This window comes from Synechococcus sp. H60.1 (assembly GCF_047462335.1).
Classification (GTDB): domain Bacteria; phylum Cyanobacteriota; class Cyanobacteriia; order Thermostichales; family Thermostichaceae; genus Thermostichus.
Map to the genome: position 1 here is coordinate 1 of NZ_JANSJA010000064.1, position 23393 is coordinate 23393.

General features: G+C 61.3%; 20 protein-coding genes. 10 read left to right on the top strand and 10 right to left on the bottom strand.

Going from position 1 to position 23393, the window contains the following annotated elements; all coding sequences use genetic code 11:
- The first annotated feature begins 240 nt into the window (after positions 1-240).
- Together NW852_RS03520 and NW852_RS03525 are read left to right on the top strand one after the other, a co-directional pair.
- Positions 241-825, top strand: a complete 585-nt coding sequence (locus NW852_RS03520) for a thylakoid membrane photosystem I accumulation factor (RefSeq protein WP_414364197.1) — start codon at positions 241-243, stop codon at positions 823-825.
- The gene (locus NW852_RS03525; protein ID WP_414364196.1) at positions 822-1106 is read left to right on the top strand and encodes a hypothetical protein; all 285 of its coding nucleotides are present in this window, start codon (positions 822-824) and stop codon (positions 1104-1106) included. The genes NW852_RS03520 and NW852_RS03525 overlap by 4 nt, the downstream gene beginning before the upstream one ends.
- A 158-nt stretch (positions 1107-1264) precedes the next feature.
- Here NW852_RS03525 and cbiB read toward each other — a convergent pair whose 3' ends face one another.
- A complete protein-coding gene (gene cbiB / locus NW852_RS03530; RefSeq protein ID WP_414370438.1) occupies positions 1265-2275 on the bottom strand; it encodes an adenosylcobinamide-phosphate synthase CbiB in 1011 nt (336 codons plus the stop codon).
- A gap of 22 nt (positions 2276-2297) precedes the next feature.
- On the bottom strand, positions 2298-2762 hold the full coding sequence (locus NW852_RS03535; protein ID WP_414364198.1) for an RrF2 family transcriptional regulator: 465 nt from the start codon (positions 2760-2762) through the stop codon (positions 2298-2300).
- A gap of 99 nt (positions 2763-2861) precedes the next feature.
- Between NW852_RS03535 and rsmI the strand changes: the two genes are divergently transcribed.
- Together rsmI and rppA are read left to right on the top strand one after the other, a co-directional pair.
- Positions 2862-3794 (top strand): 16S rRNA (cytidine(1402)-2'-O)-methyltransferase, encoded by a 933-nt coding sequence (rsmI, locus tag NW852_RS03540; RefSeq protein ID WP_414364194.1) that lies wholly within the window; start codon positions 2862-2864, stop codon positions 3792-3794.
- 3 nt (positions 3795-3797) lie between these two features.
- The gene (gene rppA / locus NW852_RS03545; protein ID WP_414364193.1) at positions 3798-4511 is read left to right on the top strand and encodes a two-component system response regulator RppA; all 714 of its coding nucleotides are present in this window, start codon (positions 3798-3800) and stop codon (positions 4509-4511) included.
- Positions 4512-4565: 54 nt separating this feature from the next.
- On the opposite strand, the gene atpD is transcribed toward rppA, so the two are convergent.
- Both atpD and NW852_RS03555 read right to left on the bottom strand, forming a co-directional pair.
- Positions 4566-5999 carry a F0F1 ATP synthase subunit beta gene (gene atpD / locus NW852_RS03550; protein WP_414364192.1) on the bottom strand — a complete coding sequence of 478 codons (1434 nt, stop codon included), beginning with the start codon at positions 5997-5999 and terminating at the stop codon, positions 4566-4568.
- Between the two features lie 387 nt (positions 6000-6386).
- On the bottom strand, positions 6387-6737 hold the full coding sequence (locus NW852_RS03555) for a gas vesicle protein GvpV (RefSeq protein ID WP_414370440.1): 351 nt from the start codon (positions 6735-6737) through the stop codon (positions 6387-6389).
- 163 nt (positions 6738-6900) lie between these two features.
- Between NW852_RS03555 and NW852_RS03560 the strand changes: the two genes are divergently transcribed.
- Positions 6901-7395 (top strand): pentapeptide repeat-containing protein, encoded by a 495-nt coding sequence (locus NW852_RS03560; protein ID WP_414364190.1) that lies wholly within the window; start codon positions 6901-6903, stop codon positions 7393-7395.
- Positions 7396-7411: 16 nt separating this feature from the next.
- On the opposite strand, the gene NW852_RS03565 is transcribed toward NW852_RS03560, so the two are convergent.
- Positions 7412-7714, bottom strand: coding sequence for a hypothetical protein (locus NW852_RS03565; RefSeq protein WP_414370441.1), 303 nt, complete (start codon positions 7712-7714; stop codon positions 7412-7414).
- A gap of 195 nt (positions 7715-7909) precedes the next feature.
- Here NW852_RS03565 and NW852_RS03570 point away from each other — a divergent pair, with 195 nt between their 5' ends.
- The 3 genes from NW852_RS03570 (at position 7910) to tenA (ending at position 10517) form a co-directional block, all read left to right on the top strand.
- Complete coding sequence (locus tag NW852_RS03570) at positions 7910-8641, top strand: aldehyde oxygenase (deformylating) (RefSeq protein ID WP_414364188.1); 732 nt, start codon at positions 7910-7912, stop codon at positions 8639-8641.
- A 127-nt stretch (positions 8642-8768) separates the two neighbouring features.
- A complete protein-coding gene (locus NW852_RS03575) occupies positions 8769-9794 on the top strand; it encodes a long-chain acyl-[acyl-carrier-protein] reductase (RefSeq protein ID WP_414364186.1) in 1026 nt (341 codons plus the stop codon).
- A 63-nt stretch (positions 9795-9857) separates the two neighbouring features.
- Positions 9858-10517: a thiaminase II gene (gene tenA / locus NW852_RS03580; RefSeq protein ID WP_414364185.1), complete on the top strand. Its 660-nt coding sequence runs from the start codon at positions 9858-9860 to the stop codon at positions 10515-10517.
- Positions 10518-10694: 177 nt separating this feature from the next.
- On the opposite strand, the gene NW852_RS03585 is transcribed toward tenA, so the two are convergent.
- From NW852_RS03585 to rpoB, 4 genes are all read right to left on the bottom strand, one after another.
- Positions 10695-11426, bottom strand: coding sequence for a uracil-DNA glycosylase (locus NW852_RS03585; protein WP_414364184.1), 732 nt, complete (start codon positions 11424-11426; stop codon positions 10695-10697).
- Positions 11407-15318 (bottom strand): DNA-directed RNA polymerase subunit beta', encoded by a 3912-nt coding sequence (locus NW852_RS03590; RefSeq protein ID WP_414370443.1) that lies wholly within the window; start codon positions 15316-15318, stop codon positions 11407-11409. The genes NW852_RS03585 and NW852_RS03590 overlap by 20 nt, the downstream gene beginning before the upstream one ends.
- An 89-nt stretch (positions 15319-15407) precedes the next feature.
- Complete coding sequence (locus NW852_RS03595; protein ID WP_414364182.1) at positions 15408-17291, bottom strand: DNA-directed RNA polymerase subunit gamma; 1884 nt, start codon at positions 17289-17291, stop codon at positions 15408-15410.
- A 106-nt stretch (positions 17292-17397) separates the two neighbouring features.
- Positions 17398-20799, bottom strand: coding sequence for a DNA-directed RNA polymerase subunit beta (gene rpoB / locus NW852_RS03600; RefSeq protein ID WP_414370446.1), 3402 nt, complete (start codon positions 20797-20799; stop codon positions 17398-17400).
- A 521-nt stretch (positions 20800-21320) separates the two neighbouring features.
- Here rpoB and NW852_RS03605 point away from each other — a divergent pair.
- Positions 21321-22073, top strand: coding sequence for a heme oxygenase (biliverdin-producing) (locus tag NW852_RS03605; protein ID WP_414364180.1), 753 nt, complete (start codon positions 21321-21323; stop codon positions 22071-22073).
- 84 nt (positions 22074-22157) lie between these two features.
- On the opposite strand, the gene NW852_RS03610 is transcribed toward NW852_RS03605, so the two are convergent.
- A complete protein-coding gene (locus NW852_RS03610; protein ID WP_414364179.1) occupies positions 22158-22688 on the bottom strand; it encodes a pentapeptide repeat-containing protein in 531 nt (176 codons plus the stop codon).
- A gap of 140 nt (positions 22689-22828) precedes the next feature.
- Between NW852_RS03610 and pyrR the strand changes: the two genes are divergently transcribed.
- Complete coding sequence (gene pyrR / locus NW852_RS03615) at positions 22829-23383, top strand: bifunctional pyr operon transcriptional regulator/uracil phosphoribosyltransferase PyrR (protein WP_414370447.1); 555 nt, start codon at positions 22829-22831, stop codon at positions 23381-23383.
- The last annotated feature ends 10 nt before the right edge of the window (positions 23384-23393 follow it).

The following is a 23393-nucleotide window of genomic DNA, read 5'->3' on the forward strand; positions in this document are numbered from 1 at the left end:
ACTTGTTCTCCGCGGGGCTTCCCGCCGATTAAGCCAAAAGAATCGGCTGCTGACTTTCAGGCTGTCAAGCAGTGCCTCAGCCGTTTTCCCAAGGACTACATCCGGCTGGTGAGGGCAGATTCAGTGAAAAAACAACCGCGGATCGAGACCACTATCCAACGTTCATGAAGGGATCCCACCGCAAACTGGAAGGGGGAGCACGGCGCCAGAGCAAAATGGCACAATGAGGGAGCCCCCTCTTTGCCCAACAGTCCTCTCCAAATCATGCTGTGGCTGCGTCTTCTCCTGGTGGCTTTGTGCGTCGTGTTCATAGGCTGGTTGTCTCTGCCTGCCTATGCGCTCCTCAACGACGACCGCTACGACGGCAACATCTTTGCCCTCTACGGCTCCAACGGCGGCATGGTTCCGCCGCGCGTCTCCCTCAAGCAGGCGAAAGAACAAGGGATCCCGGCCCTCCTCGTTTACTACATTGACGACAGCAGCGACTGCAAAAAATACGCAGCCACCCTGGCTAACCTGCAAGTTCGCTATGGCCGGGCAGTCTATTTCATTCCCTATTCTGTTGATTCCCTCCTGCCTGGGGACGAGCGCGGCCAGTACTACAGCGGCCGAGTTCCCCAGACCCTCCTTTTTGACTCCCAGGGCAACCTCGTCTACCAATCCATTGGCAACCGCCCCATCACCGAAGTGGAAAACGCCATTCGCGCCCTCTTCCAGTTGGATCCTGTCCCCCCAGGGGTGATCAAAGCTAAGCCCTTCAACGAAATTCAGACCGGATTTTCCCGACCCCGTTCCCCTGCCCCCCCAGCCGAGGCACAGCCGTGACCGCCCCTCCCGATTCCCCGGATTTGCTTGAGGCTCTGCAAGCCAAGCTCGAGAGCTTGCAAGCACGGCTGGCCGATCTACGCGAGCTGGAGCGCCTGTCCCAGCTTTCCCCCGAACACTGGGCTGAAATTCAGGCGGAAGTTAGCCAATTGGAACAACGCCTGCAAGCCTACCTGTTGGAAGTGTTTAACCCCGTTCCCACCACCTTTTGGCAGGTGCTGCGTTTTGGCGGCCTCGGTCTGCTCCTTGGCATTGCTCTCCAGCGCTGGGTGCTGAGCTAGCACCCGTTAAGAAAGATCAAAAGTCTTGGATCCCGGAGCCCTTTCCCATGCGCCTGCGACGCCCTAGGCCCTTCAGCTCGAGTACGTCCGCAACTTGCCTGACGATATCCAAACCATCGTCAGCGAGCAAAACACCATCCTCAATCTCGGCGACTTTCTCAATACCACCAAATAATCGATACCGAAGTGGCCCCCAGCCCCTCTCCCAAGCTGAGAACTAGAGCTACGCCCACCATCCAACTTCCCCACACCCCCAGAACCTGCCGCAGCAGCCCCAGACTTTCCCGCACCACCTGGGGGCTCAAGGGACGGGCTGGGATCCCCACCTTGGGCTTCTCCTTCGGGATCCCGCGATAGCAATTAGTGCCTCCCAACTGGATCTGCAGCCGCCAGGCAAAGGCCGCCTCGCTCCACCCCGAATTGGGGCTGGGATCCGCCCGCCCGTCGCGGCGACACCGCTGCCAAAACCCCCAGGGATCCCCGCTGAGCAGGGCCAGGGTCAGCACCGTCAGCCGGCAGGGCAGCCAGGTCAGCACATCCTCACAGCGGGCCGGCACCGTGCCCAAGTAGGTGAAGGGGGCGTGGCGATAGCCCACCATCGAGTCGAGGGTGCTGCTGGCCTTGTAGGCCAAAGCCAAGGGCGCCCCTCCCAAAAAGGCATAGAACAAAGGGGCCGTCGCCCCGTCCGGGGTATTTTCCGCCACCGTCTCGATCACCGCCCGCAAAATCTCCGCCTCCGTCAGGTGCTCTGTATCCCGGCCCACGTAGCGGCTCAGCCGTTGGCGGGCCTGCAGCAGATCCCCCCTTTCCAAGGGATCCAACACCTCCAAGGCGGCAAAGCGCAGGCTGCGCCCCCCCAGGCAACTGGCCATTAGGATGGCGTGCATCAGGATCCCTGCCCAGGGATGGAGAGCCTGGGCAACGGCGATCAGCCCCCAACCTGCTGCGTAGGATCCCGCCAGCAGCGCCAGTGTCAGCATTGCTCCGCCCCACCGTTGTGCCTGTGGGGTCGAACAGTGCTTGAGGATACAGCCTTGTCCCCAGGCGATGACCGCCCCCATTACCCGCACCGGATGGGGCCACCCCCAGGGATCTGCCAACCAGTAATCCAGACCCAAAGCTGCCGCCAGCACCAGGGGAGCGGCCGGCTGACTCGGGAAAAACAGCAAGGTCTCCCTCCCGCAGGCGCGATCAGACCACAAACCCCCCCTCCTGACTTTGGGCTGCCTGCCAACTGCGGGCGTCGAAGTAGAGATCTTCCAGAGTTGTTTCCTCCAACACCTGCTCCACCCGCTGGGCAATCCGCCGCCAGAGGGCCTCCGTTACCCAGTCCAGCCCATCCGCAGAGCCTTCCTGCTGAGCCTCTGCCCTCTCAGAGCTGCCTGGGAGAGGATCCAGAGATTCTCCCACCGCTGCCAAAATGGCGCTGATCGGGATCCGCCGCGGTGCTCGTGCCAGCCGGTAGCCCCCCTGCGCCCCCCGCTGCGAACAGACCAAACCGGCCTGGCGCAGCTCGATCAACAGCTTTTCCAGATAGGGGGCCGGGATCCGCTGTCGCTCAGCAATGGCCCGCACCGAGGCCATCTGCCCCGCGCCGAGCATCGCCAGATCCAGCAAAGCCCGGATGCTATAGGTAGCTCGCGTGGTCAGGCGCACCCGCTTTCTCCCGCCAATCTTCCCCGATCCTGCCACAGGGATCCCGGCCAGAGCGGTTAACCTGGAAAGCGGTACCCGCTTAGCTCTGGCCTTATCGAGATGGAGCGCCCCACCGCCGGTCTCTACTTGGTGGCGACCCCCATCGGCAACCGCGAAGACATTACCCTGCGGGCGCTGCGGGTTTTGCGGGAGGTGGACTGGGTGGCAGCAGAAGACACCCGCCACTCCGGCCAGCTTCTTAAACACTTTCAGATCTCCGCCCGCCTCATCAGCTATCACGAGCACAACACGGCACAGCGGATCCCGCAAATCCTGAAGTATCTGGCGGCAGGGCAGTCGGTGGCTCTAATCAGCGATGCCGGCACACCCGCCATCTCCGATCCGGGTGAAGAACTGGTGCGCGCCTGCATCCAAGCCGGGATCCCCGTGATCCCGGTGCCTGGCCCGGTAGCGGCAGTGGCCGCCTTGGCTGCTTCGGGGCTGGCCACAGGGCGGTTTGTCTTCGAGGGTTTTTTGCCGCTCAAGACCAGCCAGCGGCAGGCCCGTCTGCAACAACTGGCCCAAGAAGAGCGCACCATCGTCCTCTACGAAGCCCCCCACCGCCTGCAGCAAACTCTGCAAGATCTCCTGGCTCACTGCGGCCCGGAGCGGCAGATCGTGCTGGCCCGTGAGCTGACTAAGCTGCACGAGTCCTTCTGGCGGGGATCCCTGGCCGCCGCTCTGGAGCACTGCGCCGCCCAGCCACCGCGGGGAGAGTTCACCCTTGTTCTAGAGGGGCGGCCTTCCCCTGAAAAAGATGCAGAAACCTCCCCTTCCGAAGCGGAAGTTCGCCAGGAGCTGGCCCGCCTGCTGGCCGAGGGCCTCTCCCGCTCCGCCGCCAGCCGGCAACTGGCCCAGCGCTTCCAGGGATCCCCCCTCTGGACGCGGCGCCGCCTTTATGATCTCTCTTTGCAACTGGAGCCGCTGCCCGGCTCGGATTGCTCCTCGGCAGTCGAGCTTTCTTCTGCAACCGACGACGAGACAGACTCCTAGAGCATGGCGCGCATCTTGTTGGTGGACGACGAAGTGGAGTTGGCCGATTCCCTGGCCCAGCACCTGCGGCGAGAGGGCCACAGCGTGGACGTGGCCTACGAGGGAAACAGTGCCTGGGAGCTGCTGCAGAAGCCCCCAGCTCCACCCTACGACCTACTGGTACTGGACTGGATGTTGCCGGGCCTGTCCGGCCTCTCCCTCTGCCAACAGGTGCGCCAAGTGGAAAGGACTGCGTCCCGCGCCACCCCCATTCTCTTCCTAACCGCCAGAGATACCCTCGACGACCGGGTGGAAGGGCTGGACGCCGGCGCCGACGACTACCTGGTCAAGCCCTTCGAGCTGCGGGAGCTGCTGGCGCGGGTGCGGGCCCTCTTGCGGCGGGCCGCCAGCCCCGGCGAAGGGATCCCTCGCCTGCAAATTGGGGATCTGGAGCTGGATCGGGAGAACCAAGTGGCCTACCGCCAGGGGCGGATGATCCACCTCTCCCAAAAGGAATTCCGCCTGCTGGAGTACTTCATGACCCACCCCGGCCAGTTGCTCACCCACGAGCAGATCTACGAGCGGGTGTGGGCCGGCGAGGATCCCCCCAGCAGCAACGTCCTGGCCGCCCAGGTGCGCCTGTTGCGGCGTCGCCTGCGCTTGCCCGGCTCCCCCGAGTTGATCCACGCCGTCTATGGCAAAGGCTACCGCTTCGGGCCTGTGGCCGAGGATCCCTAGCAGTGAAACAGTAACTCCCCTCTCCCTCTGGGAGAGGGGCCGGGGGTGAGGGCATTACTTAGACTTGAGCTTCTCCGCCTTCTCAATGGCCTCTTCGATAGTGCCCACCAGGTAAAAAGCCTGCTCCGGCAGATCGTCCAGTTCCCCCGACAAAATGCGCTGGAAGCCCTTGATGGTGTCCTCCAACTTCACGTACTTGCCGGGCGAGCCGGTGAAGACCTCCGCCACAAAGAAGGGCTGCGACAGGAAGCGCTCGATACGGCGGGCACGGGCCACCACCAGCTTGTCCTCTTCCGACAGCTCGTCCAACCCCAGAATGGCGATGATATCCTGCAGCTCTTTGTAGCGCTGCAGCGTTTGCTTCACCGCCTGGGCGGTGTTGTAGTGCTCCTCACCCACAATGTCTGCCTGCAAGATGGTGGATGAAGAATCCAGAGGATCCACCGCCGGGTAGATGCCCTTGGCGGCCAAGCTGCGCGACAGCACCACTGTCGAATCCAGGTGGGCAAACGTCGTCGCCGGTGCCGGATCCGTCAAGTCGTCAGCAGGCACATACACCGCCTGCACCGAAGTGATGGATCCCTGCTTGGTAGAGGTGATGCGCTCTTGCAGGTTGCCCATTTCCGTAGCCAAGGTGGGCTGGTAGCCTACCGCTGAGGGCATGCGGCCCAACAGCGCCGACACTTCCGACCCGGCCTGCACAAAGCGAAAGATGTTGTCGATAAACAGCAGCACATCCTGCTTGTTGACGTCGCGGAAGTACTCCGCCATCGTCAGGGCAGTCAGGCCCACCCGCATACGGGCGCCCGGCGGCTCGTTCATCTGGCCGTACACCAGCGCCACCTTGTCCAGCACCCCCGATTCTTTCATCTCGTTGTAGAGGTCGTTCCCCTCGCGGGTGCGCTCTCCCACGCCTGCAAACACCGATAGGCCGGAGTGCTCCTCGGCGATGTTGTGGATCAGCTCCTGGATGAGCACTGTTTTGCCAACGCCAGCGCCGCCAAACAGGCCCACCTTGCCACCTCTCTTGAAGGGGGCCAGCAGGTCGATCACCTTGATGCCGGTTTCAAAGGGCTCCGGTTTGACGGTCAGCTCCACAAAGGGCGGCGCGCTGCGGTGGATAGGAGCAAACTCCTTGGCTTGCACCGGCTCACCTTGATCCACCGGCTCCCCCAGCACGTTGAAAATGCGACCCAGGGTAGCCTCGCCCACCGGCACGGTAATCGGGGCACCTGTATCCACCACTGGCATGCCCCGCACCAAGCCATCGGTAGAAGACATGGCCACAGCCCGCACGCGGTTATCTCCCAAAAGCTGCTGCACCTCAAAGGTGACTTTGACCTTCAGGCCGCTTTCGGTCGTCGCTTCCACCTTGAGAGCGTTGTAGATTTCAGGCAGCTTGCCGCTGGGAAACTCGGCGTCGATTACAGGCCCAATGACCTGAGTGATGTAGCCAACGTTGGTCGCAGTAGCGGTGGCAGTAACCATGGTCGAGGCTCAGCTCCTTGTGTGCTCAGTTGCAGTTATGGACTCAGCGATGCCGGATGGGAGTTGAAATCAACATCAGAATGGGCCATGAGTCAGCCTGGGCGGTTGGATCCCGGTAGCAAAAGCCAACGGGTCTGCCCTGGGACTTTGGTCTCACTGCTCGGTTCTCTTCTGCCCAAAGGTACCGCTTCCAGGCCCAGACAAAACCCTAGCTGATGTCTTAGGGGTTAGACTACTGGGTTTTTGAAGCGGCTGACTACCCATGCCGCCATAACAAAAGCTACCACAAGGCCGTCCCAAAGGACAGGACGGGGATTTAAACCCAGTTTTTGGAGCCATCGGCCTTCGGCAATGGCTTTGGCTTCCCCACCCCGTAGGGAACCTGGCTCAGTACTCAAAGGTCATCGGCGGGAAACGGGAGGAGGAGAAGCGGCCCGTGGCCGGTTCTGGAGCAGCGGCGGGATCCCGAAAGCGCTCTGCCTCCTGCTGAAAACGCTGTAGCGCTTGTTCGATTTCCCAGAGCCTTGCTTGAATCTGCCCTTGCCGTTCCTGAATGAACTCCAATTCCTGGTTGAGCCGCTGCTTTTCCACAGTGAGCTGCTGCATCTCGGCATAGAGAGCAGATTCGGTTTTGCGGCGAGGGATCGAGCGCAACTTTGGGCGGGGCCGGGAGCGGGGCACGCGGGGCAAGCTCATAACAGAACAGATGGGATCCAGAGAAAAGGGCGTTGCGCCCATCCTAGCGCGCTCTTGTAGGCCAGAGGGCCAGTGGCCTTGGCAGATATTCGGATCTAGAGACAGGAGCAAGGCATGGCCGATAGGCGCTGCCTGGAGGATTTGCGCCCTTGGCGGCAACCCTGTTCCTCGGTAGGATCCGACTTGTCTGGCATGGGGAAAAGCAATGGTCGAAACCGCAGCGGAACTGTTGCAGCGTTATGGCAGCGGTGAGCGGGACTTCAGCAACAGCCAATTGGCCGAAGCCGACCTGGCTGGTGCCGACTTGGCTGGGATCGACCTGGGCGGGGCAATCCTCCAGCAGGCCAAATTGGGCGCTGCCAACCTGGAGCGGGCCTACCTGGGCGGCGCCGACCTCAGCCAAGCCGACCTTCAGGGATCCAACCTGCGCCTGGCCAACCTGGAAAAAGCCAAGTTGCCGGGATCCCGATTGCAAGGGGCCAACCTGCGCGGCGCCAACCTGAGCGCAGCCGACCTGAGGGGTGCCGATCTCAGCCAGGCCGACCTGGCGGGGGCCAACCTCAGCGGCGCCAACCTAAAAGGGGCCAACCTCAGGGGCTGTAAACTTAAGCTGGCCAACCTGCGGGGAGCCTGTTATGACACAGCCACTCACCTAGAAGCAGATGTCGCCCCCGCCGAGTTGGGCATGGTTTCCGCCTAGCCTGCAGCTAGTTGTCCTAAGGCTCCAGATCCAAAATCTCCTGGATCTCGGCATCGGTATAGCCCACCGCCCGCAGCTTCTCCGCCACGGCCTCGATCTCCTGCGCCGACAGCGCGTGCTGGCGTACCCGATCCCAGAGATTGGCCACAATCTGGAGCAGCAAACCGCTGCTTTCCGCCTCAAACAGCTCAAAAGCCGTTGCCAACTCGATAACCTGCAACACCTCCTCGGCGCTGCCAATTGGCTGATCGAGAGATTGTTCCTCCAGATCCACCAGCAACCGGCGCAATTGATTCAGGCCCTCCCCAAGAGCAGACATACCCCAGGCTCCTCAACGGCACCTGAGCACTCACCCTAACAGGCTTGCCTGCCTGGGCAAAAGGGATCCGATGAATTCCGCGCCACCTAAGGCTATTCTGAGTAGAGGAACAATTGAGTGGCAAGCGCCAGGATTGTTGAAGGGCCGGCGAAGCGGTTCACAACAATCTACAACGACAAAAGGAGATGCACGAGTATGGCCCCAGCGAACGTCCTGCCCAACACCCCTCCCTCCCCCGCTGATGGGGGCGGTACTGCCCTAGACTACAGCAGCCCAGGGTATCGGCAGGCCTACTCCCGCATCAACGGTATTGTTATCGAAGGGGAACAAGAAGCCCACGACAACTACCTCAAGCTGGCCGAAATGCTGCCGGAAGCTGCAGAGGAGCTGCGCAAGCTGGCCAAGATGGAATTGCGCCACATGAAGGGCTTCCAGGCCTGCGGCAAAAACCTGCAGGTGGAACCCGATGTGGAGTTTGCCCGCGCCTTTTTCGCGCCTTTGCGGGACAATTTCCAAAGTGCCGCAGCGGCAAGGAACCTGGTCTCCTGTTTTGTCATTCAGTCTTTGATCATCGAGTGCTTTGCCATCGCTGCCTACAACATCTACATCCCGGTCGCCGATGACTTTGCCCGCAAGATTACCGAGGGGGTAGTTAAGGACGAGTATCTGCACCTCAATTTTGGGGAGCGCTGGCTGGGCGAACACTTTGCCGAGGTCAAAGCCCAGATCGAAGCGGCCAACGCCCAAAATCTGCCTCTAGTCTGGCAGATGCTGCAGCAGGTAGAGGCGGATGTGGAAGCCATTTACATGGATCGCGAGGCCATTGTAGAAGATTTCATGATCGCCTACGGCGAGGCCCTGGCCAACATCGGTTTCAACACTCGCGAGGTGATGCGCCTCTCGGCCCAGGGTCTGCGGGCTGCCTGACCCACCTCAACTCTGCCTGCCGATTGGTTTTCCGGCCTGGCTGGAACGTTCCCTACCCTTCCTGGGTGCGGACATGTTTTGATGGGATCCGGATGGAGCTCATAAGTATTGAAGTGAGTGAGCATCTATGTTCGGCCTGATCGGGCACCTGACCAGCCTGGCCCACGCAAAACGGGTGGCAGATAAGCTGGGGTATTCCGAATATGCGGAGAGCGACCTGGAATTTTGGTGCATGGCTCCGCCTCAGGTGGTGGACGAGATCGTGGTGACCAGCATCACAGGCCAAAAAATCTATGGCCAGTACGTCGAATCCTGTTTCCTGCCGGAAATGTTGGCGGGGGGACGGGTAAAAGCGGCCTGTCGCAAGATTTTGAATGCGATGGCCTTGGCGCAGCGGCGCGGCTTGAACATCACCACCCTGGGAGGATTTAGCAGCATTATTTTCGAGAATTTTCGCCTTGACACCCTCCGGCGGGTGCGCAACATCGACCTGGAAATTCGGCGTTTTACCACCGGCAACACCCACACAGCCTATATTATCTGTCAGCAATTGCAGGCAGCGGCCCAGCGCTACGCCATGGATTTGGCAGCCGCCACAGTTGCCGTGGTGGGGGCCACCGGCGATATCGGTAGTGCCATCTGCCAGTGGTTGGTAGCCCACACTTCCCCGGCCAAATTGCTGTTGATAGCCCGCGAGCGGCGACGCCTAGAAGAGCTGCAGGCCAAACTTAAAAAAGGGGAAATCTCTTCCTTGGAAGAGGCCTTGCCCCGCGCCGATTTCATCGTCTGGGTGGCCAGCATGAGCCAAGGGGTGGCCCTCGATCCTCAGGTGTTGCCGGATCCCTGCGTGATCATCGACGGTGGCTACCCGAAAAACATCGCCTCCAAGTTGCAGCGCAAGGGGCTGTACGTGATCGACGGCGGCATGGTGGAACACTCTCTCGATATCGAGTGGAATATTATGCAGTTTTTGAATGTGGCCAACCCGGCCCGCCAGCTCTTTGCCTGCTTTGCCGAGGCGATGCTCCTGGAGTTCGAGGGCCTACACACCAATTTCAGTTGGGGCCGCAACTTGATTACCCTAGAAAAACTGGATTTAATCGGGCAACTGTCTCGCAAGCATGGCTTCCGCCCCCTCATGCCCGAAGCCTAGCTCCAGCTAGGCCGACTCTCTGAAAAGCGGTAGGAAAATAGACAACGCTGCGAGAGAGCCACCATGTCCCAATCCTTTACCACCCACCTCTGGCAGACAATCGAGCCTATCTACCAACAGATCTTGGATCACCCCTTTAACCAAGAGCTGGCGGCAGGCAGCCTCTCGCGGCAGCGCTTCCAGTTCTACCTGCAGCAAGATGCTCTTTATCTCACCGATTTTGCCCGCGCCCTCGCCTTGATCGGGGCTCGTTCTGAAGGGGCTGAGCGGGTGGTGAGTTTCTTGAACTTTGCCCTGGGGGCCATTGTGGCCGAACGCAGCCTGCACGAGAGTTACTTTCGCCTCTACAACATCCAGCCGGAGACAACCTACGCTCCTGCCTGCTTCGCCTACACCCGTTTTCTATTGGCCTCGGCTGCCTTGGATCCCTACGAGGTGGCCATGGCCGCCGTGCTGCCCTGCTTCTGGATTTACCGTGAGGTGGGATCCGCCATTTACCGCACCGCCAAGCCCAACAATCCTTACCAACAATGGATCGACACCTACGCGGGGGAAGAATTTGCCCAGGTGGTGCAACAGGCTCTTGCCATCACCGACTCCTTGGCTGCGCAGACCACAGCGGCGATGCGGGAAAAGATGACCGCCGCTTTTGTAGCCGCCTCCCGCCTGGAATGGCTGTTTTGGGACAGCGCCTACCGCCTGGAAACCTGGCAGCCGGCTTGATCCCTGCCGGGCCCGGCGGCTCAGCAAGGTAGTCGCTGCCATTGCAAGTGGCTATGGAACAGCCCCTCCGTTGATCTCCAGCTCCCCTCTCCCCTTGGGGCAGAGGGGTTGGGGATGAGGGGCAGCAACGACTACACAGCCTTTGGCCAAACGTCCGGCCACTGCAGAATCTTCAGCTCAAAACTCGATCAGGGGGGTGGATGGCGGAGATGGAGACAACAACTGCAGCGCCCGCTCAAAGACGGCGTCCAGCATCGCCTCTGTCAGCCGCTGGGTGGCCGTGTTGCGCCGGCTGGGGTGGTAAGACGTCAGCAAATAGCGACCCTCTCCCAAAGGAACAACGCAGTTGTGGCCAAAGCGGGGGCGGGGCCTGAGAGGCGGCAAGAGCGCCAAGGTGTAGCGAAAGGCAAAATGGCCTAACGCTAAGATCACCCGTACCTGGGCCAGCAACTCCAACTCGCGCTTTAAGTAGCTCAAGCAGGCTTTGGCTTCTGGGGCGCTGGGGCGGTTGTCTGGCGGCGCGCAGCGCACCACGGCTGAGATGTAGCAATCCCGCAATTGCAGTCCATCCTCCCGGTGCAGGGAGATGGGTTGATTGGCAAACCCGGCCCGGTACAGAGCGCGAAATAGCCAATCCCCGCTGGGATCCCCGGTAAACACCCGGCCTGTACGGTTGCCCCCATGGGCGGCTGGCGCCAAGCCGATCACCCACAGCCGCGCCTGCGGATCCCCAAACCCCGGCACCGCTCGGCCCCAGTAGGTCTGCTCCCGAAAACGGGCCACCTTTCGCTGGGCAACCCCTTCTCGCCAAGCCACCAGGCGGGGGCAGCGGCAGCAAGCAGCGATCTCAGCCTGTAGGGCCGCCCAGGACTGGGGATCCGTCAACGCCTCACTCTTCTTCTCCCTCATCCTCCACTGGCTCGTCGAAGGCAGGGGTGGAGTCGTCAATGAGCTGGTCGTCCTCCAAGATCAGGCGGGGCGGCAGCTCTGGCAGCACGACAGGCTCCTCCTCTTCCTCGGGCTCCGGTTCTGGCGCCGTTTCCTCGTAGGTGCTGAAGCCGGTGCCCGCCGGGATCAAGCGCCCGATGATCACGTTCTCCTTCAAACCCCGCAGCCAGTCGGACTTGCCTTCGATGGCCGCCTCCGTCAGCACCCGCGTGGTCTCCTGGAAGCTGGCCGCCGAGATGAAGCTGTCGGTGTTCAAGCTGGCCTTGGTGATCCCCAGCAGAACGGGCGTGTACTTAGCCGGCGCCCCGCCGGTGATGGCCATGGTGGCGTTGGTCTGCTGGATTTCCCGCAACTCCACCAGCTCGCCCGGCAACAGGACGGTGTCGCCGCTGTCGTCCACCCGCACCTTGGAGGTCATCTGGCGCACCACAATCTCGATGTGCTTGTCGGCGATCTCCACCCCTTGCGAGCGATAGACGTTCTGTACCTCGTTGACCAGGAAGCGCTGCACCTCCCGCAAGGCCAGCCGTGCGGCTTGGTCGTCGCCCAAGGTTTGGCGATGGTACTCGAAGTAGATCTCCAAGAGGTCGTGGGGGTTGGCCGGGCCGTCGGTCAGCGGATCCCCCACCTGTACCGGCTGGCCATCGACCACAATCAGGTTTTGCCCCGGCAACACCGAGTATTCCGTAACCGTGCCATCCGCTTCGATGACCCGCAGATCCGGCTCTTCTCCCCGCCAGCTCAATTGCACCGTGCCGGGCCGCTTGGCCAAAACACACATTTCCTTGGGTTTGCGGGCCTCCAACAGCTCCTCAATCCGCGGCAGACCCTGGATGATGTCTCCCGTCTTGGCCCGCTCAAACACCAAGAGAGCCAGGGCATCCCCCCGCTGCACCAGATCCCCATCTCGCACCTGCAGAATGGCACCTGCCGACACCAAGTAGGGCCGCGCCAACCGCAACACCACTTGGCCATCGGCAATCTGCATCACTTGCCCCGACTCAGGAGCAGGGATCCCCGGCGCCAGCTCGTCGCCGGCCCGCACCAGCGCTCCCCCCTCGACGCTGGCTTGGCCCGTCAGAGGCACCGTCAGCAGGTCGTCGTCGGTAACCACCAGAACCCGTCGCACCACTTCCGCGCCCTGGCGGATCCCTTGCACGATCCCGGCTTTTTTGGCCTGAATCTCGGTGCGGGCAATAACACCTCCCCTGCCGATACTGTCTCCTTCACTCACCAACAGCCGCGTGTGGGTACTCCCCTGGGTGAGATCTGCCTCCACGTCGCGGCGCAGCAGCAGGGTTTCCAGGATCACCAGTTGCAGGCGACGGATACTGGGATCCCTCTCATCTTGGATCAGCTCAATATCGGCCTTCAGTTGCGGGGCGTCGGTATCGATCTCCAGCACCAGTTGTGTGCGCAGCAGTTCTACCGGCCCCACCGACTTCACCCGCTCCCCATCCTTGAAGGGAACGCGCTGCACCGCCCGCAGGCGAATGGAGCGGCCAGACTCGCTGGTAGACTCTTGGCTGGGCACCAACGGGCGGTCGGGAATCTCGTACTCCTGCACTGGGCGCAGTAGCAGACCTGGTCCTTCAGGAGTCTCCACCTGCTCCAGATAGACCAACCGGTCAGGGACGATGCTGCTGAGCAGCTTCTGGCCTGGCTGGATTAGCGTGCCGGTGGGTATTTCCAAGTCGGCGGGGTCATCCACTAGATGCAAGGAGCCGGGCTTAATGATGATCTCCCGCAGGATGTCATTTTTCTGGATAACTTCGACAACGCCGGCATTTTGGCAGAAGATGTCCTTCACCACCTCGGTGCCGGCTTCTACGTACTGGCCATCTTCCACATTTAAGAGGGAGATGTCCTTGTTCACCTCGTGAGTCTCCTCCGGGATCCACAGCAGGGTGCCGCCCCGGATCACCTCGTAGCCCTGCTTCGCCTTGCCCCGCCGTGCCACCTCGACACCGGCAAACTTCACCAGGCCACCCGTCTGGGTGCGGAAATGGTTCTCGATCAGCTCCGCCACCACCTCGTCGTTACCCACCTTGGTACCTGGCGTAGCCTTGAGGACAAAGGTTTGCCCGCTGGCCGTATCCAGCAAAAATTGCTCCCGGCCCTGGTGGGATTCCACCCGCACCCGCGCTTCATGCAACACCACTGCGGCGTTGATGATCTCCACCTCGCGCCCGCTCTTGCTGTCGCTGCGCTCCGGTAGCCGCACAATGCCACCGTGCTCGGTTACCAGCGAGGTCTCAGCGATCACATCCCCCGCCTGCACCCGATCCCCGTTTTTCACCACCGGCTCGGCCCCTGGCGGCAGGTTGTACACCTGGCCGGACATCACCCAGATCAACCCTTGCCGCTGCGCGGTGTAGGTGGTGTTGCCCTGGCGGTCGGTTTTCTCCTCGATGGGCAGATCGGCAAAGCGGATTTCCCCCGCTAAGTCGGCCACCACCTCCTTCTGGGCTTTCTCGGTGCTCTTGCGTACGGCCTTGGCCAACGCCACTTCCGCAATCAACTGATCCCGCTGCACCTGGGCCCCGTCCCGCACCAGCAGGGTGGATCCCTGAGTCAGGTCGAAGACTTCCCGTCGCCCCTCCGGCCCTTCCAGGACAATTTGGTTGTTCACCTCCACCTGCAGGGCATCGTCGCCGTGGCGGGTGCGGAAGGGGCGGGTGCGCAGGTTTTTCGGGAACCGCACCACGCCGGCGAAGGGGGCGCGAATTTGGCGGGCCACCTCCCCGGTAAATACACCTCCCGTGTGGAAGGTGCGCATGGTCAACTGGGTGCCCGGCTCCCCAATCGATTGGGCGGCGATGATCCCGACCGCCTCTCCGAGATCCACCAGACGGGAGTGGGCCAGGCTCCAGCCGTAACACATGCGGCACACCGAGCGGTTGGCCTCACAGGTGAGGGGAGAACGCACCATCACCTGCCGGATGCCCGCCTCCACGATGGCTTTGGCCAAGTCGTGATCTACCTCTTGGTTGCGACGGGCAATGATCTCCTGGGTTTGCGGGTGTACTACATCACGAGCCAGCACCCGGCCCACCAGGCGCTCCTCCAGCGACACCACCACCTTGTCCCCATCCATCAGGGGTTCCAGCAGGATCCCTTGGTCGGTGCCGCAGTCGGATTCCCGCACGATGACATCTTGAGACACGTCCACCAGGCGGCGGGTCAGGTAGCCGGAGTCGGCAGTGCGCAAAGCCGTGTCCACCAAACCTTTGCGGGCCCCATAGGAAGAGATGATGTATTCGGTAACGGTCAGGCCCTCGCGGAAATTGGTTTTAATCGGCAAGTCGATGATCTCCCCTTGCGGGTTGGCCATCAGGCCGCGCATGCCCACCAACTGCCGCACCTGCGAGACGTTCCCCCTTGCCCCCGAGTTGGCCATCATGTATACGGAGTTGAGGGGATCGTTCTGGCGGAAGTTGCTGAGCATCTCCTCCTTGATTTGGTCGTTGGTCTGGTTCCAGGTGTCAATCACCTTCTGGTAGCGCTCCACCTCTGTGATCTCGCCGCGGGTGTAGCGCTCCGTGGCTGCCTCGATCTCCGCTTCCGCCTGGGCCAACAACTGCCGCTTGCTGGGCGGAATGCGCAGATCCTCGATGCTGATGGAAACGGCAGCCTGGGTGGCGTATTTGAAGCCCATGGCCTTCAGGGCATCCGCCATTTGGGCAGTGCGGGCAGTGCCGTAGCGGGCAAATGACCAGGCAATCAGGTTGCGCAGCTCTTTTTTGCCGATTTGATAGTTGCGGAAGGGTACAGGGGGCGGCGGAGTCTCGGCTTTGGCGCCGTCAGCGGCCTGCCGGATTAAACCGGCGGAAAAGCGTCCTTTTTCGCTCATAATGCCTCAGTGATAACTCTGACAGTTCTGGACAAGGGGGTAGGGATCCTAGCTGCCTATCGACAAGGGCAACGTCCATAGGGGCAGCTTCAAGCAGACAAAATATCTTGCACCGTTTTGTTGAAGATGATCCGGCCCGCCGTGGTGCGAATGTATTGGCTGATCACGTTGCCGTCTTGATCCTCGCGGATGCGGCGGTAGTTGGTGATCTTGAGGCGGGTGCCGCCCGGCTCCTCGATAATCTGGGGCTCCGACTCTTTTTCCTCCTTGCCCAACTCCATCGGGCCGCTGTAGCGCACCCAGATTTTGCTGTGCAGGCCGATGACGCCGCGGTCGTAGGCGATGAGGGCGTCCTCCAGGCTGGCAAAATAACGATCGCCAAGGTCGGGGGCGTGGGGATTGTCCGCCGTCAGATAGTAGCACCCCAAAACCATGTCTTGGCTGGGGGTGATAATTGGAGCGCCGGTGGCCGGAGAGAGGATGTTGTTGGTGGCCAACATCAGCAAGCGCGCTTCTGCCTGGGCTTCCAACGACAGGGGCACGTGCACGGCCATCTGGTCGCCATCGAAGTCGGCGTTGAAGGCCGGGCAGACCAAGGGGTGGAGCTGAATCGCCCTCCCCTCCACCAGGATTGGTTCAAAAGCTTGGATCCCGAGGCGGTGCAACGTTGGAGCACGGTTGAGCAAAACTGGGTGGCCGTCGATTACGTCCTCCAGCACGTCCCAAACCTGCGGGTCGTTGCTCTGGATCAGCTTTTTGGCGGCTTTGATGTTGTTGACGATGCCCCGCTTGATCAACTTGTGGATCACAAAGGGCTGAAACAGCTCGATGGCCATCTCTTTGGGCAAGCCACACTGGTGCATGCGCAGGTTGGGCCCTACCACGATTACCGAACGCCCAGAGTAGTCCACCCGCTTGCCGAGCAGGTTTTGCCGGAAACGCCCCTGCTTGCCCTCGATGATATCGGAGAGGGACTTGAGAGGACGGTTGTTGGCCCCCACCACCATGCGCCCCCGCCGACCGTTGTCGATCAGGGCGTCCACCGCCTCCTGCAGCATACGCTTCTCGTTGCGCACGATGATCTCCGGCGCCATGATCTCCTGCAGCCGCGCCAAGCGGTTGTTGCGGTTAATCACGCGGCGGTAGAGATCGTTGAGGTCACTGGTGGCAAAGCGGCCTCCATCCAACTGCACCATCGGGCGCAGATCCGGCGGGATCACCGGCAACACCCGCAGCACCATCCACTCTGGCCGGGCTCCCGTGGCGATGAAGTTGTCGATCACCCGCAGCCGCTTGATTAGGCGCGCCCGCTTTTGGCCGCGGGCGCTGGCGATCTCCTCCCGCAACTGCTCCGCCTCTTTTTCCAGGTCAATATCCTTGAGCAGGCGTTCGATCGCCTCCGCCCCAATCATGGCCCAGTTCTCCGGCAGTTGCAGCTCGGATCCCTCCTCGTACATCTGATCCTCGATCTCGAGGTATTGATCCTCGGTCAGCAACTGCTTGTAGGAGAGGTTGGGAGCGTTGCCCGGATCCACCACTACATAGGCGTTAAAGTACACCACCTGCTCCACGTCCCGCAGCGGCATGTCCAGCAGGGTAGCGATGTGGCTAGGGATCCCTTTCAGGTACCAAACGTGGGTGACCGGGGCAGCCAACTTGATGTAGCCCATGCGGTGACGGCGCACCCGCGACTCGGTTACCTCCACTCCACAGCGCTCGCAAACAATGCCGCGGTGCCGCACGCGCTTGTACTTGCCACAGTGGCACTCCCAGTCCTTAACTGGCCCAAAGATGCGCTCACAAAAGAGGCCATCCATCTCCGGCTTGAGGGTCCGGTAGTTGATGGTCTCTGGCTTGGTGACTTCTCCCACCACTTGGCCGTTGGGCAGGGTGCGCTGGCCCCACTCCATAATCCGCTCCGGAGAAGCCAGCCCAATCTTGACATAGTCAAAGCGCTGATCTGTTCTGGCCATTGCCATTTCTCCTAACTTGCTGCCCTAGCACCTACAAAGCAAGGGAAGAGGAACTACACCCCCCCTCTCCTGAGCCGAATGGGATCCCAGCCGTCCCCAGCATCAATCAAAAATCGTCCTCCTCCTCCCTGTCTTCGTCTTCCTCGCGGCTGCGGTTGGCTAAGGTAAAGGTTCCTCCTGCCCCTGGAGAAAGATCCTCGGATGTAACGGATTCATAAGTGGGCCGCGAGGGGGTGTGGCGGTTGGAGACATCGGCCATCAGATCCACCTCCACATCGCGGGTCTGGCCATCGCTGTCTACCTCCACCTTATGGACAGACACATCCAGGCAGAGAGACTGCAGCTCCCGCACCAACACCTTGAAGGATTCCGGCGTGCCGGGTCGGGGGATGGGCTTGCCCTTGACAATGGCGTTGAGGGCCTCGTTGCGCCCCACCATATCGTCCGACTTGACGGTGAGCAGCTCCTGCAAAATGTAGGCCGCCCCAAACGCCTCCAGAGCCCACACCTCCATCTCGCCAAAGCGCTGGCCACCCTGCTGCGCCTTGCCCCCCAGGGGCTGCTGGGTTACCAGCGAGTAGGGGCCAGTAGAGCGGGCGTGGATCTTGTCGTCCACCAAGTGCACCAGCTTCAGCATGTAGGCACGGCCCACCGTAACCGGCTGGTCGAAAGGCTCACCCGTGCGGCCGTCAAACACCTGAACTTTGCCACAGTACTTGCCTTCAGGGTTGAAGATCCAGTCCTTGCCAGTCTTCTCGCGCGCCTCCCGCAACTTGGCCTCCACTGTCAGCCGGGAAGCCTCCAAGCCGTGCATTTCATCGAAGGGCATTAGCTTAAAGCGTACCCCTAGGTGCTCTGCTGCCCAGCCCAGTAGGCACTCATACACTTGGCCCACGTTCATGCGGGAGGGCACCCCTAGGGGGTTGAGCACCACATCCACTGGGGTGCCATCTGGCAGGTAGGGCATGTCTTCAATCGGCAAGATGCGGGAGATGATGCCCTTGTTGCCGTGACGGCCCGCGATCTTGTCCCCCACCTGGATCTTGCGCTTGAGGGCGATGTAAACCCGCACCACCATGTTGGCACCTGGCGGCAGCTCGTCCCCCTGCTCGCGGGTGAAGATGCGCACATCCACCACCCGCCCGCGCTCGCCGTTGGGCACCCGCAGCGAGTTGTCCCGCACGTCGCGGGCTTTCTCGCCGAAAATGGCCCGCAACAGCCGCTCCTCCGGCGGTTGATCCGATTCCCCTTTGGGAGTGACCTTGCCCACCAAAATATCGCCGGCTTCCACCCAAGCCCCAATGCGCACAATGCCGTTCTCGTCCAGGTTGCGCAGGGCATCTTCCCCCACGTTGGGAATCTCGCGAGTGATCTCTTCCGGCCCTAGCTTGGTCTGCCGGGCTTCGATCTCGTACTTCTCAATGTGTACCGAGGTGAAGACGTCGTCGTAGACCAGCCGCTCGCTGATCAGGATGGCATCTTCGTAGTTGTAGCCCTCCCAAGGCATGTAGGCCACCAACACGTTTTGGCCCAAGGCCAGTTCGCCCCCCTCGGTAGCCGGACCGTCCGCCAGCACCTGCCCGGGCACCACCCGATCCCCCGCGTAGACAAGAGGGCGCTGGTTGAGACAGGTATCTTGGTTGGAGCGCTGGTACTTCTGCAAACGGTAAACAATCGGATCCCCGCCGTCGTCTGGCCGCACCACGATTTCGTCGGCAGAAACATAGGTCACCACGCCACTGGTGCGCGACACCACCACCATGCCAGAGTCCCGCGCCGCCTGGGCTTCCAGGCCAGTGCCCACGTAAGGCCGATCCGGCTTCAGCAGAGGCACTGCCTGCCGCTGCATATTCGCCCCCATGAGGGCGCGGTTGGCGTCGTCGTGCTCCAAAAAGGGGATCAAGGAGGTGGCCACCGAGATGACCTGCACCGGAGCCACCTGCACGTAATGCACCTCGCTGGGGTGAGCGGTGGTAAATTCCTGGCGGTAGCGCACCGGCACCAGATCGACGGTGATGCGGCCCTCGGCATCTACCGGCACGTCCCCCGGCGCCACGCGATATTCGTCCTCTTCGTCGGCGGTAAGGTAGACCATCCCCAGATCCTTGCGCACCACGCCGTTCTCAACGCGGTAGTAGGGGCTTTCGATAAAGCCGTACTGGTTGACGCGGGCGTGGGTGGCCAGGGATCCAATCAGCCCGGCGTTGGGGCCTTCGGGAGTTTCGATGGGGCAGATGCGTCCGTAGTGGCTGGGGTGGATATCCCGCACGGCAAAGCCGGCCCGCTCCCGGCTCAGGCCACCGGGGCCTAAGGCCGACAGCCGCCGCTTGTGGGTCAGCTCCGCCAGCGGGTTGGTCTGATCCATGAACTGGGAGAGCTGGCTGGAGCCGAAAAACTCCTTGATGGCCGCCACCAAGGGCTTGGGGTTGACCAGCGAGGCTGGGGTGAGGTTCTCTGACTCGGAGACCGTCATGCGCTCGCGGATGATCCGCTCCAGGCGGTTGAGGCCCACCCGTACTTGGTTTTGCAAGAGCTCGCCCACCGAGCGCACGCGGCGGTTGCCCAGGTGGTCGATGTCGTCCACATGGCCGATGTCGTACTCCAAGTTAATCAGGTAGTCGATGACGGCCAAGATGTCCGTGACGGTGAGCACCCGCACATTTTCCGCCACGTTGAGATTGAGCTTTTTGTTCAGCTTGTAACGCCCTACTCGGCCCAGGTCGTAGCGCTTGGGATCGAAGAAGCGGGATTCCAACAACTGCTGCCCACCGGACACAGTGGGAGGCTCGCCGGGCCGCAGCTTGCGGTACAGCTCCATCAGGGCTTCTTCTTCGCTGTAGTGCCCCTCTTTTTCCATGGTTTTTTGGAAAAATTCGGGGTGGCGCAGGCTGTCGTAGATCTCCGAGTCGCTCAGGCCCAAAGCCTTGAGCAGAACTGCCGCCGAGAGCTTGCGGGTTTTGTCAATGCGCACCCACACCAGGCCGTTTTTGTCGGTCTCAAACTTCAGCCAGGCGCCCCGGTTGGGAATCAGGCTGGCGCTGTAGGTGCGGCGACCGTTTTTGTCCAGTTCCGACTTGTAGTAGACGCCGGGGCTGCGCACGATCTGGTTGACGATCACCCGCTCGGCGCCGTTGATGATAAAGGTACCCCGATCCGTCATCAAAGGCAGCTCGCCGATGAAGACGTCCATGTCCTTGATCTCGCCCGTCTCTTTGTTAATCAGGCGAGTGGGCACCCGGATTTGCGCTTGGTAGGTAGCATCCCGTCGCTTAGCTTCCTCCGGGTCGTAGCGCGGTTTGTTGATTTTATACCCTTTGGAGGGATCCCCAGGGCGGTACTCCGGCAGAAAGTGCAGTTCCAGCTTGCCCGTGTAATCGACGATAGGGGAAAAGCTGAGGAGCTCCTCTTCAAACCCTTCTCGCAAAAACCACAAGAAACTCTCCCGCTGAATCTCTACCAGGTCAGGCAAGGTAGAAGCGGCAGGGGATGGCACTGCTAATTGTGTCATGCGTTGCTCGGCAGGGGTTGCGCTGCAGTCAGGCCTCTAATTATAGAAACCCTGCCAACGATCGTCAACGAACGTTACAAGGGCTGGAGATGGCCAGCTCCCTCGAGTGCCTGTCCGGCGAATGTCGCCAGATCGCCTGGGATCCCCTTTGGGCCGCGGTTGCAGGAGCGTTCCCCAATTTGCCTTAAGGATTGTTCACATCCATTCACACTCAGGCAGATTATTCTAATCGTTGACTGTTGGGCAGTCACCTGCTGCTCCAACTCTGCTTACCGGTCGTCAACAGGGCTCGGAAAAGTGGGGTGGGCCTGGAGGCCAGGTCAAGTCGTTGGAGGGTGCGCTCAGCCTGGTGGGGGTTCTGGTCTGCGTCGCGGTGACCAGAGGGGATCCCCATCCATCCAGATGAGAAGGGGTTGAAATGGGTTTACGCAGCCTCTCAGGCCAGGGCGACCTTTATTTAATTTATTGATGTTTTTGAAAACAGCTAGACACAAGCAGCCGTTTTTGGCGAGGAGGATTTTGTGAGTCAAAGTCTGCAACCAAAACACCAGCCTGCCAGCCTCTCTGTTCAGTTGCGGGAGGGCACCAAGCAGTCCCACACCATGGCCGAGAATATGGCCTTCATCAAGTGCTTCCTCAAGGGGGTGGTGGATAAAAAAGCCTACAGCCGCTATGTGGGCAATTTTTACTTTGTCTACAGCGCTCTGGAAGAGGGGTTCACGCAGTTGCGAGAGCACCCGCTGGTGGGCCGGCTTTACTACCCGGAGCTGTGGCGCAAGGCCAGCCTGGAGAAGGACTTGAATTATTTTGTCGGCCCCAATTGGCGCGCTGTGGTCAAGCCCTCTCCGGCTTGCCAGGTCTATGTCGACCGCATTCGAGAAGTGGTGGAAAAGGATCCGGTTCTGCTGATTGCCCACGCCTACACCCGCTACATCGGCGACCTTTCGGGTGGCCAGATCCTGAAAAACATCGCCCGCCGGGCCATGGGCCTGCCGCCGGGGGAAGGCACCGCCTTTTACGACTTCGAGCAGATCCCCCACGAGGGCAAGTTCAAGCAGCGCTATCGCGCTCAGTTGGACGCGCTGGAGCTGGATCAGGCAACCATCGAGCGCATCGTGGCGGAAGCCAATTACGCCTTCCAGCTCAACATGGACTTGTTCAAGGAATTGGAGGGCAATTGGCTGCTATCAATGGCCCGCTTGGCCTGGAACTCTCTTCTCAACCAGTTTCAGCGCCAGTCCACCCGCTCTGAGGCGGCTGCCCCCAGTCCCTAGCCACAGCTATTCCCCACCCCAGAGACTCTTTGCTGGGCTGCCAATCCCCCCTCTCCCTGAGGGAGAGGGGCTGGGGGTGAGGGATCAGTCGCATGCGAGGGTGTCGCGGGTGGCCCGCCCGGTGACGGGGTTAACGCCGCTGGCCCGTTCGCAGAGGATGGCAAGGGCATCTTTCCGGATCAGGGCGTTGGTGAAATCCGCCCCCTCGATCTGGATCCCTTCCACCCGCGCCAGCCACATCATGCTGTCCTGCAGTTGGGCTTCCCGCAGGTCGGCACCTTGCAAATTGGCCATGTCCAAGGTGGCGCCGCGCAGATCGGCCCCCCGCAGGTTGGCTCTGCTGAGGTTGGCCCCAAACAGATTCGCCCCTGCCGCTTTGACGTGGCTGAGATCGCTTTGCCGCAGGTTGGCCTTGAGAAATTTCCAGCCGCTCAGGTCTTGTCCGGCAAAGTTCGCCCCCTGCAGATCCCGCTTGCTGTAGTCTTCTGCCCAGGACGGGGATCCCAAGAGGGCGACGCCTAGGCACAGGATCAGCCCGCAAAACACTGCACCCCGCAGGAAACGGGTCAGCCAGGACAGTCTCACCAAACCAGAAGCCGGCCAAGCAACAGACATCGCGGATCCCTCCCGGAAACCTCCACGGCTTTGGGACTGCTCTTACTTTTATCCTACCGGATGGGGATCCCACCGGCAGATTGGGCTAACTTGGGCTTTTATAAGCTGAGTCCCAACTGGCGAGGGGGTGACAGGAACCCATGTCCACAGTCGAGATTTTCAATGCGCAGCAGATAGCGGAGCTGATCGACGCTCTGGCCACCGCAATCGGCAGGGATCACCCCCACTTGGACAGGCTGGTGTTGATCGGCATTCGCACTCGCGGCGTCCCCTTGGCCTACCGCTTGCGGGATCGCATCGCCACCGGCTTCAGGAGCCCACCGCAGGTAGGGGAGCTGGACATCACCTTCTTCCGCGACGACCTGGGCTCCGGCGGCCTGCGCACTCCCAATCGCAGCGAGCTGCCGCGGGATCTGAGCGGCCAAGAAGTGGTGCTGGTGGACGATGTGCTCTTCCGGGGTCGCACCGTCCGTGCGGCTCTGGAGGCCCTCAGCCACTTTGGGCGACCGGAGCGGGTGCGCCTGGCTGTGTTGATCGACCGCGGCCACCGCCAGTTTCCCATTCAACCGGACTACTGGGGCCACAAGCTAACCACGGCCCCTGAGCAGATCGTCAAGGTGCACCTGCGGGAAACCGACGGCGAGGAGCGGGTGTTGTTGATCGACGCCAAGCCTGAGGAAAACAGCAGAGAGTGAGCCTGAGACG

Coding starts and splice junctions, on each gene's coding strand:
- rsmI (WP_414364194.1), top strand. CDS start 2,862: ATGGAGCGCCCCACCGCCGGTCTCTACTTGGTGGCGACCCCCATCGGC.
- rppA (WP_414364193.1), top strand. CDS start 3,798: ATGGCGCGCATCTTGTTGGTGGACGACGAAGTGGAGTTGGCCGATTCC.
- atpD (WP_414364192.1), bottom strand. CDS start 5,999: ATGGTTACTGCCACCGCTACTGCGACCAACGTTGGCTACATCACTCAG.
- NW852_RS03555 (WP_414370440.1), bottom strand. CDS start 6,737: ATGGGCGCAACGCCCTTTTCTCTGGATCCCATCTGTTCTGTTATGAGC.
- NW852_RS03560 (WP_414364190.1), top strand. CDS start 6,901: ATGGTCGAAACCGCAGCGGAACTGTTGCAGCGTTATGGCAGCGGTGAG.
- NW852_RS03565 (WP_414370441.1), bottom strand. CDS start 7,714: ATGTCTGCTCTTGGGGAGGGCCTGAATCAATTGCGCCGGTTGCTGGTG.
- NW852_RS03570 (WP_414364188.1), top strand. CDS start 7,910: ATGGCCCCAGCGAACGTCCTGCCCAACACCCCTCCCTCCCCCGCTGAT.
- NW852_RS03575 (WP_414364186.1), top strand. CDS start 8,769: ATGTTCGGCCTGATCGGGCACCTGACCAGCCTGGCCCACGCAAAACGG.
- tenA (WP_414364185.1), top strand. CDS start 9,858: ATGTCCCAATCCTTTACCACCCACCTCTGGCAGACAATCGAGCCTATC.
- NW852_RS03585 (WP_414364184.1), bottom strand. CDS start 11,426: ATGAGGGAGAAGAAGAGTGAGGCGTTGACGGATCCCCAGTCCTGGGCG.
- NW852_RS03590 (WP_414370443.1), bottom strand. CDS start 15,318: ATGAGCGAAAAAGGACGCTTTTCCGCCGGTTTAATCCGGCAGGCCGCT.
- NW852_RS03595 (WP_414364182.1), bottom strand. CDS start 17,291: ATGGCCAGAACAGATCAGCGCTTTGACTATGTCAAGATTGGGCTGGCT.
- rpoB (WP_414370446.1), bottom strand. CDS start 20,799: ATGACACAATTAGCAGTGCCATCCCCTGCCGCTTCTACCTTGCCTGAC.
- NW852_RS03610 (WP_414364179.1), bottom strand. CDS start 22,688: ATGTCTGTTGCTTGGCCGGCTTCTGGTTTGGTGAGACTGTCCTGGCTG.
- pyrR (WP_414370447.1), top strand. CDS start 22,829: ATGTCCACAGTCGAGATTTTCAATGCGCAGCAGATAGCGGAGCTGATC.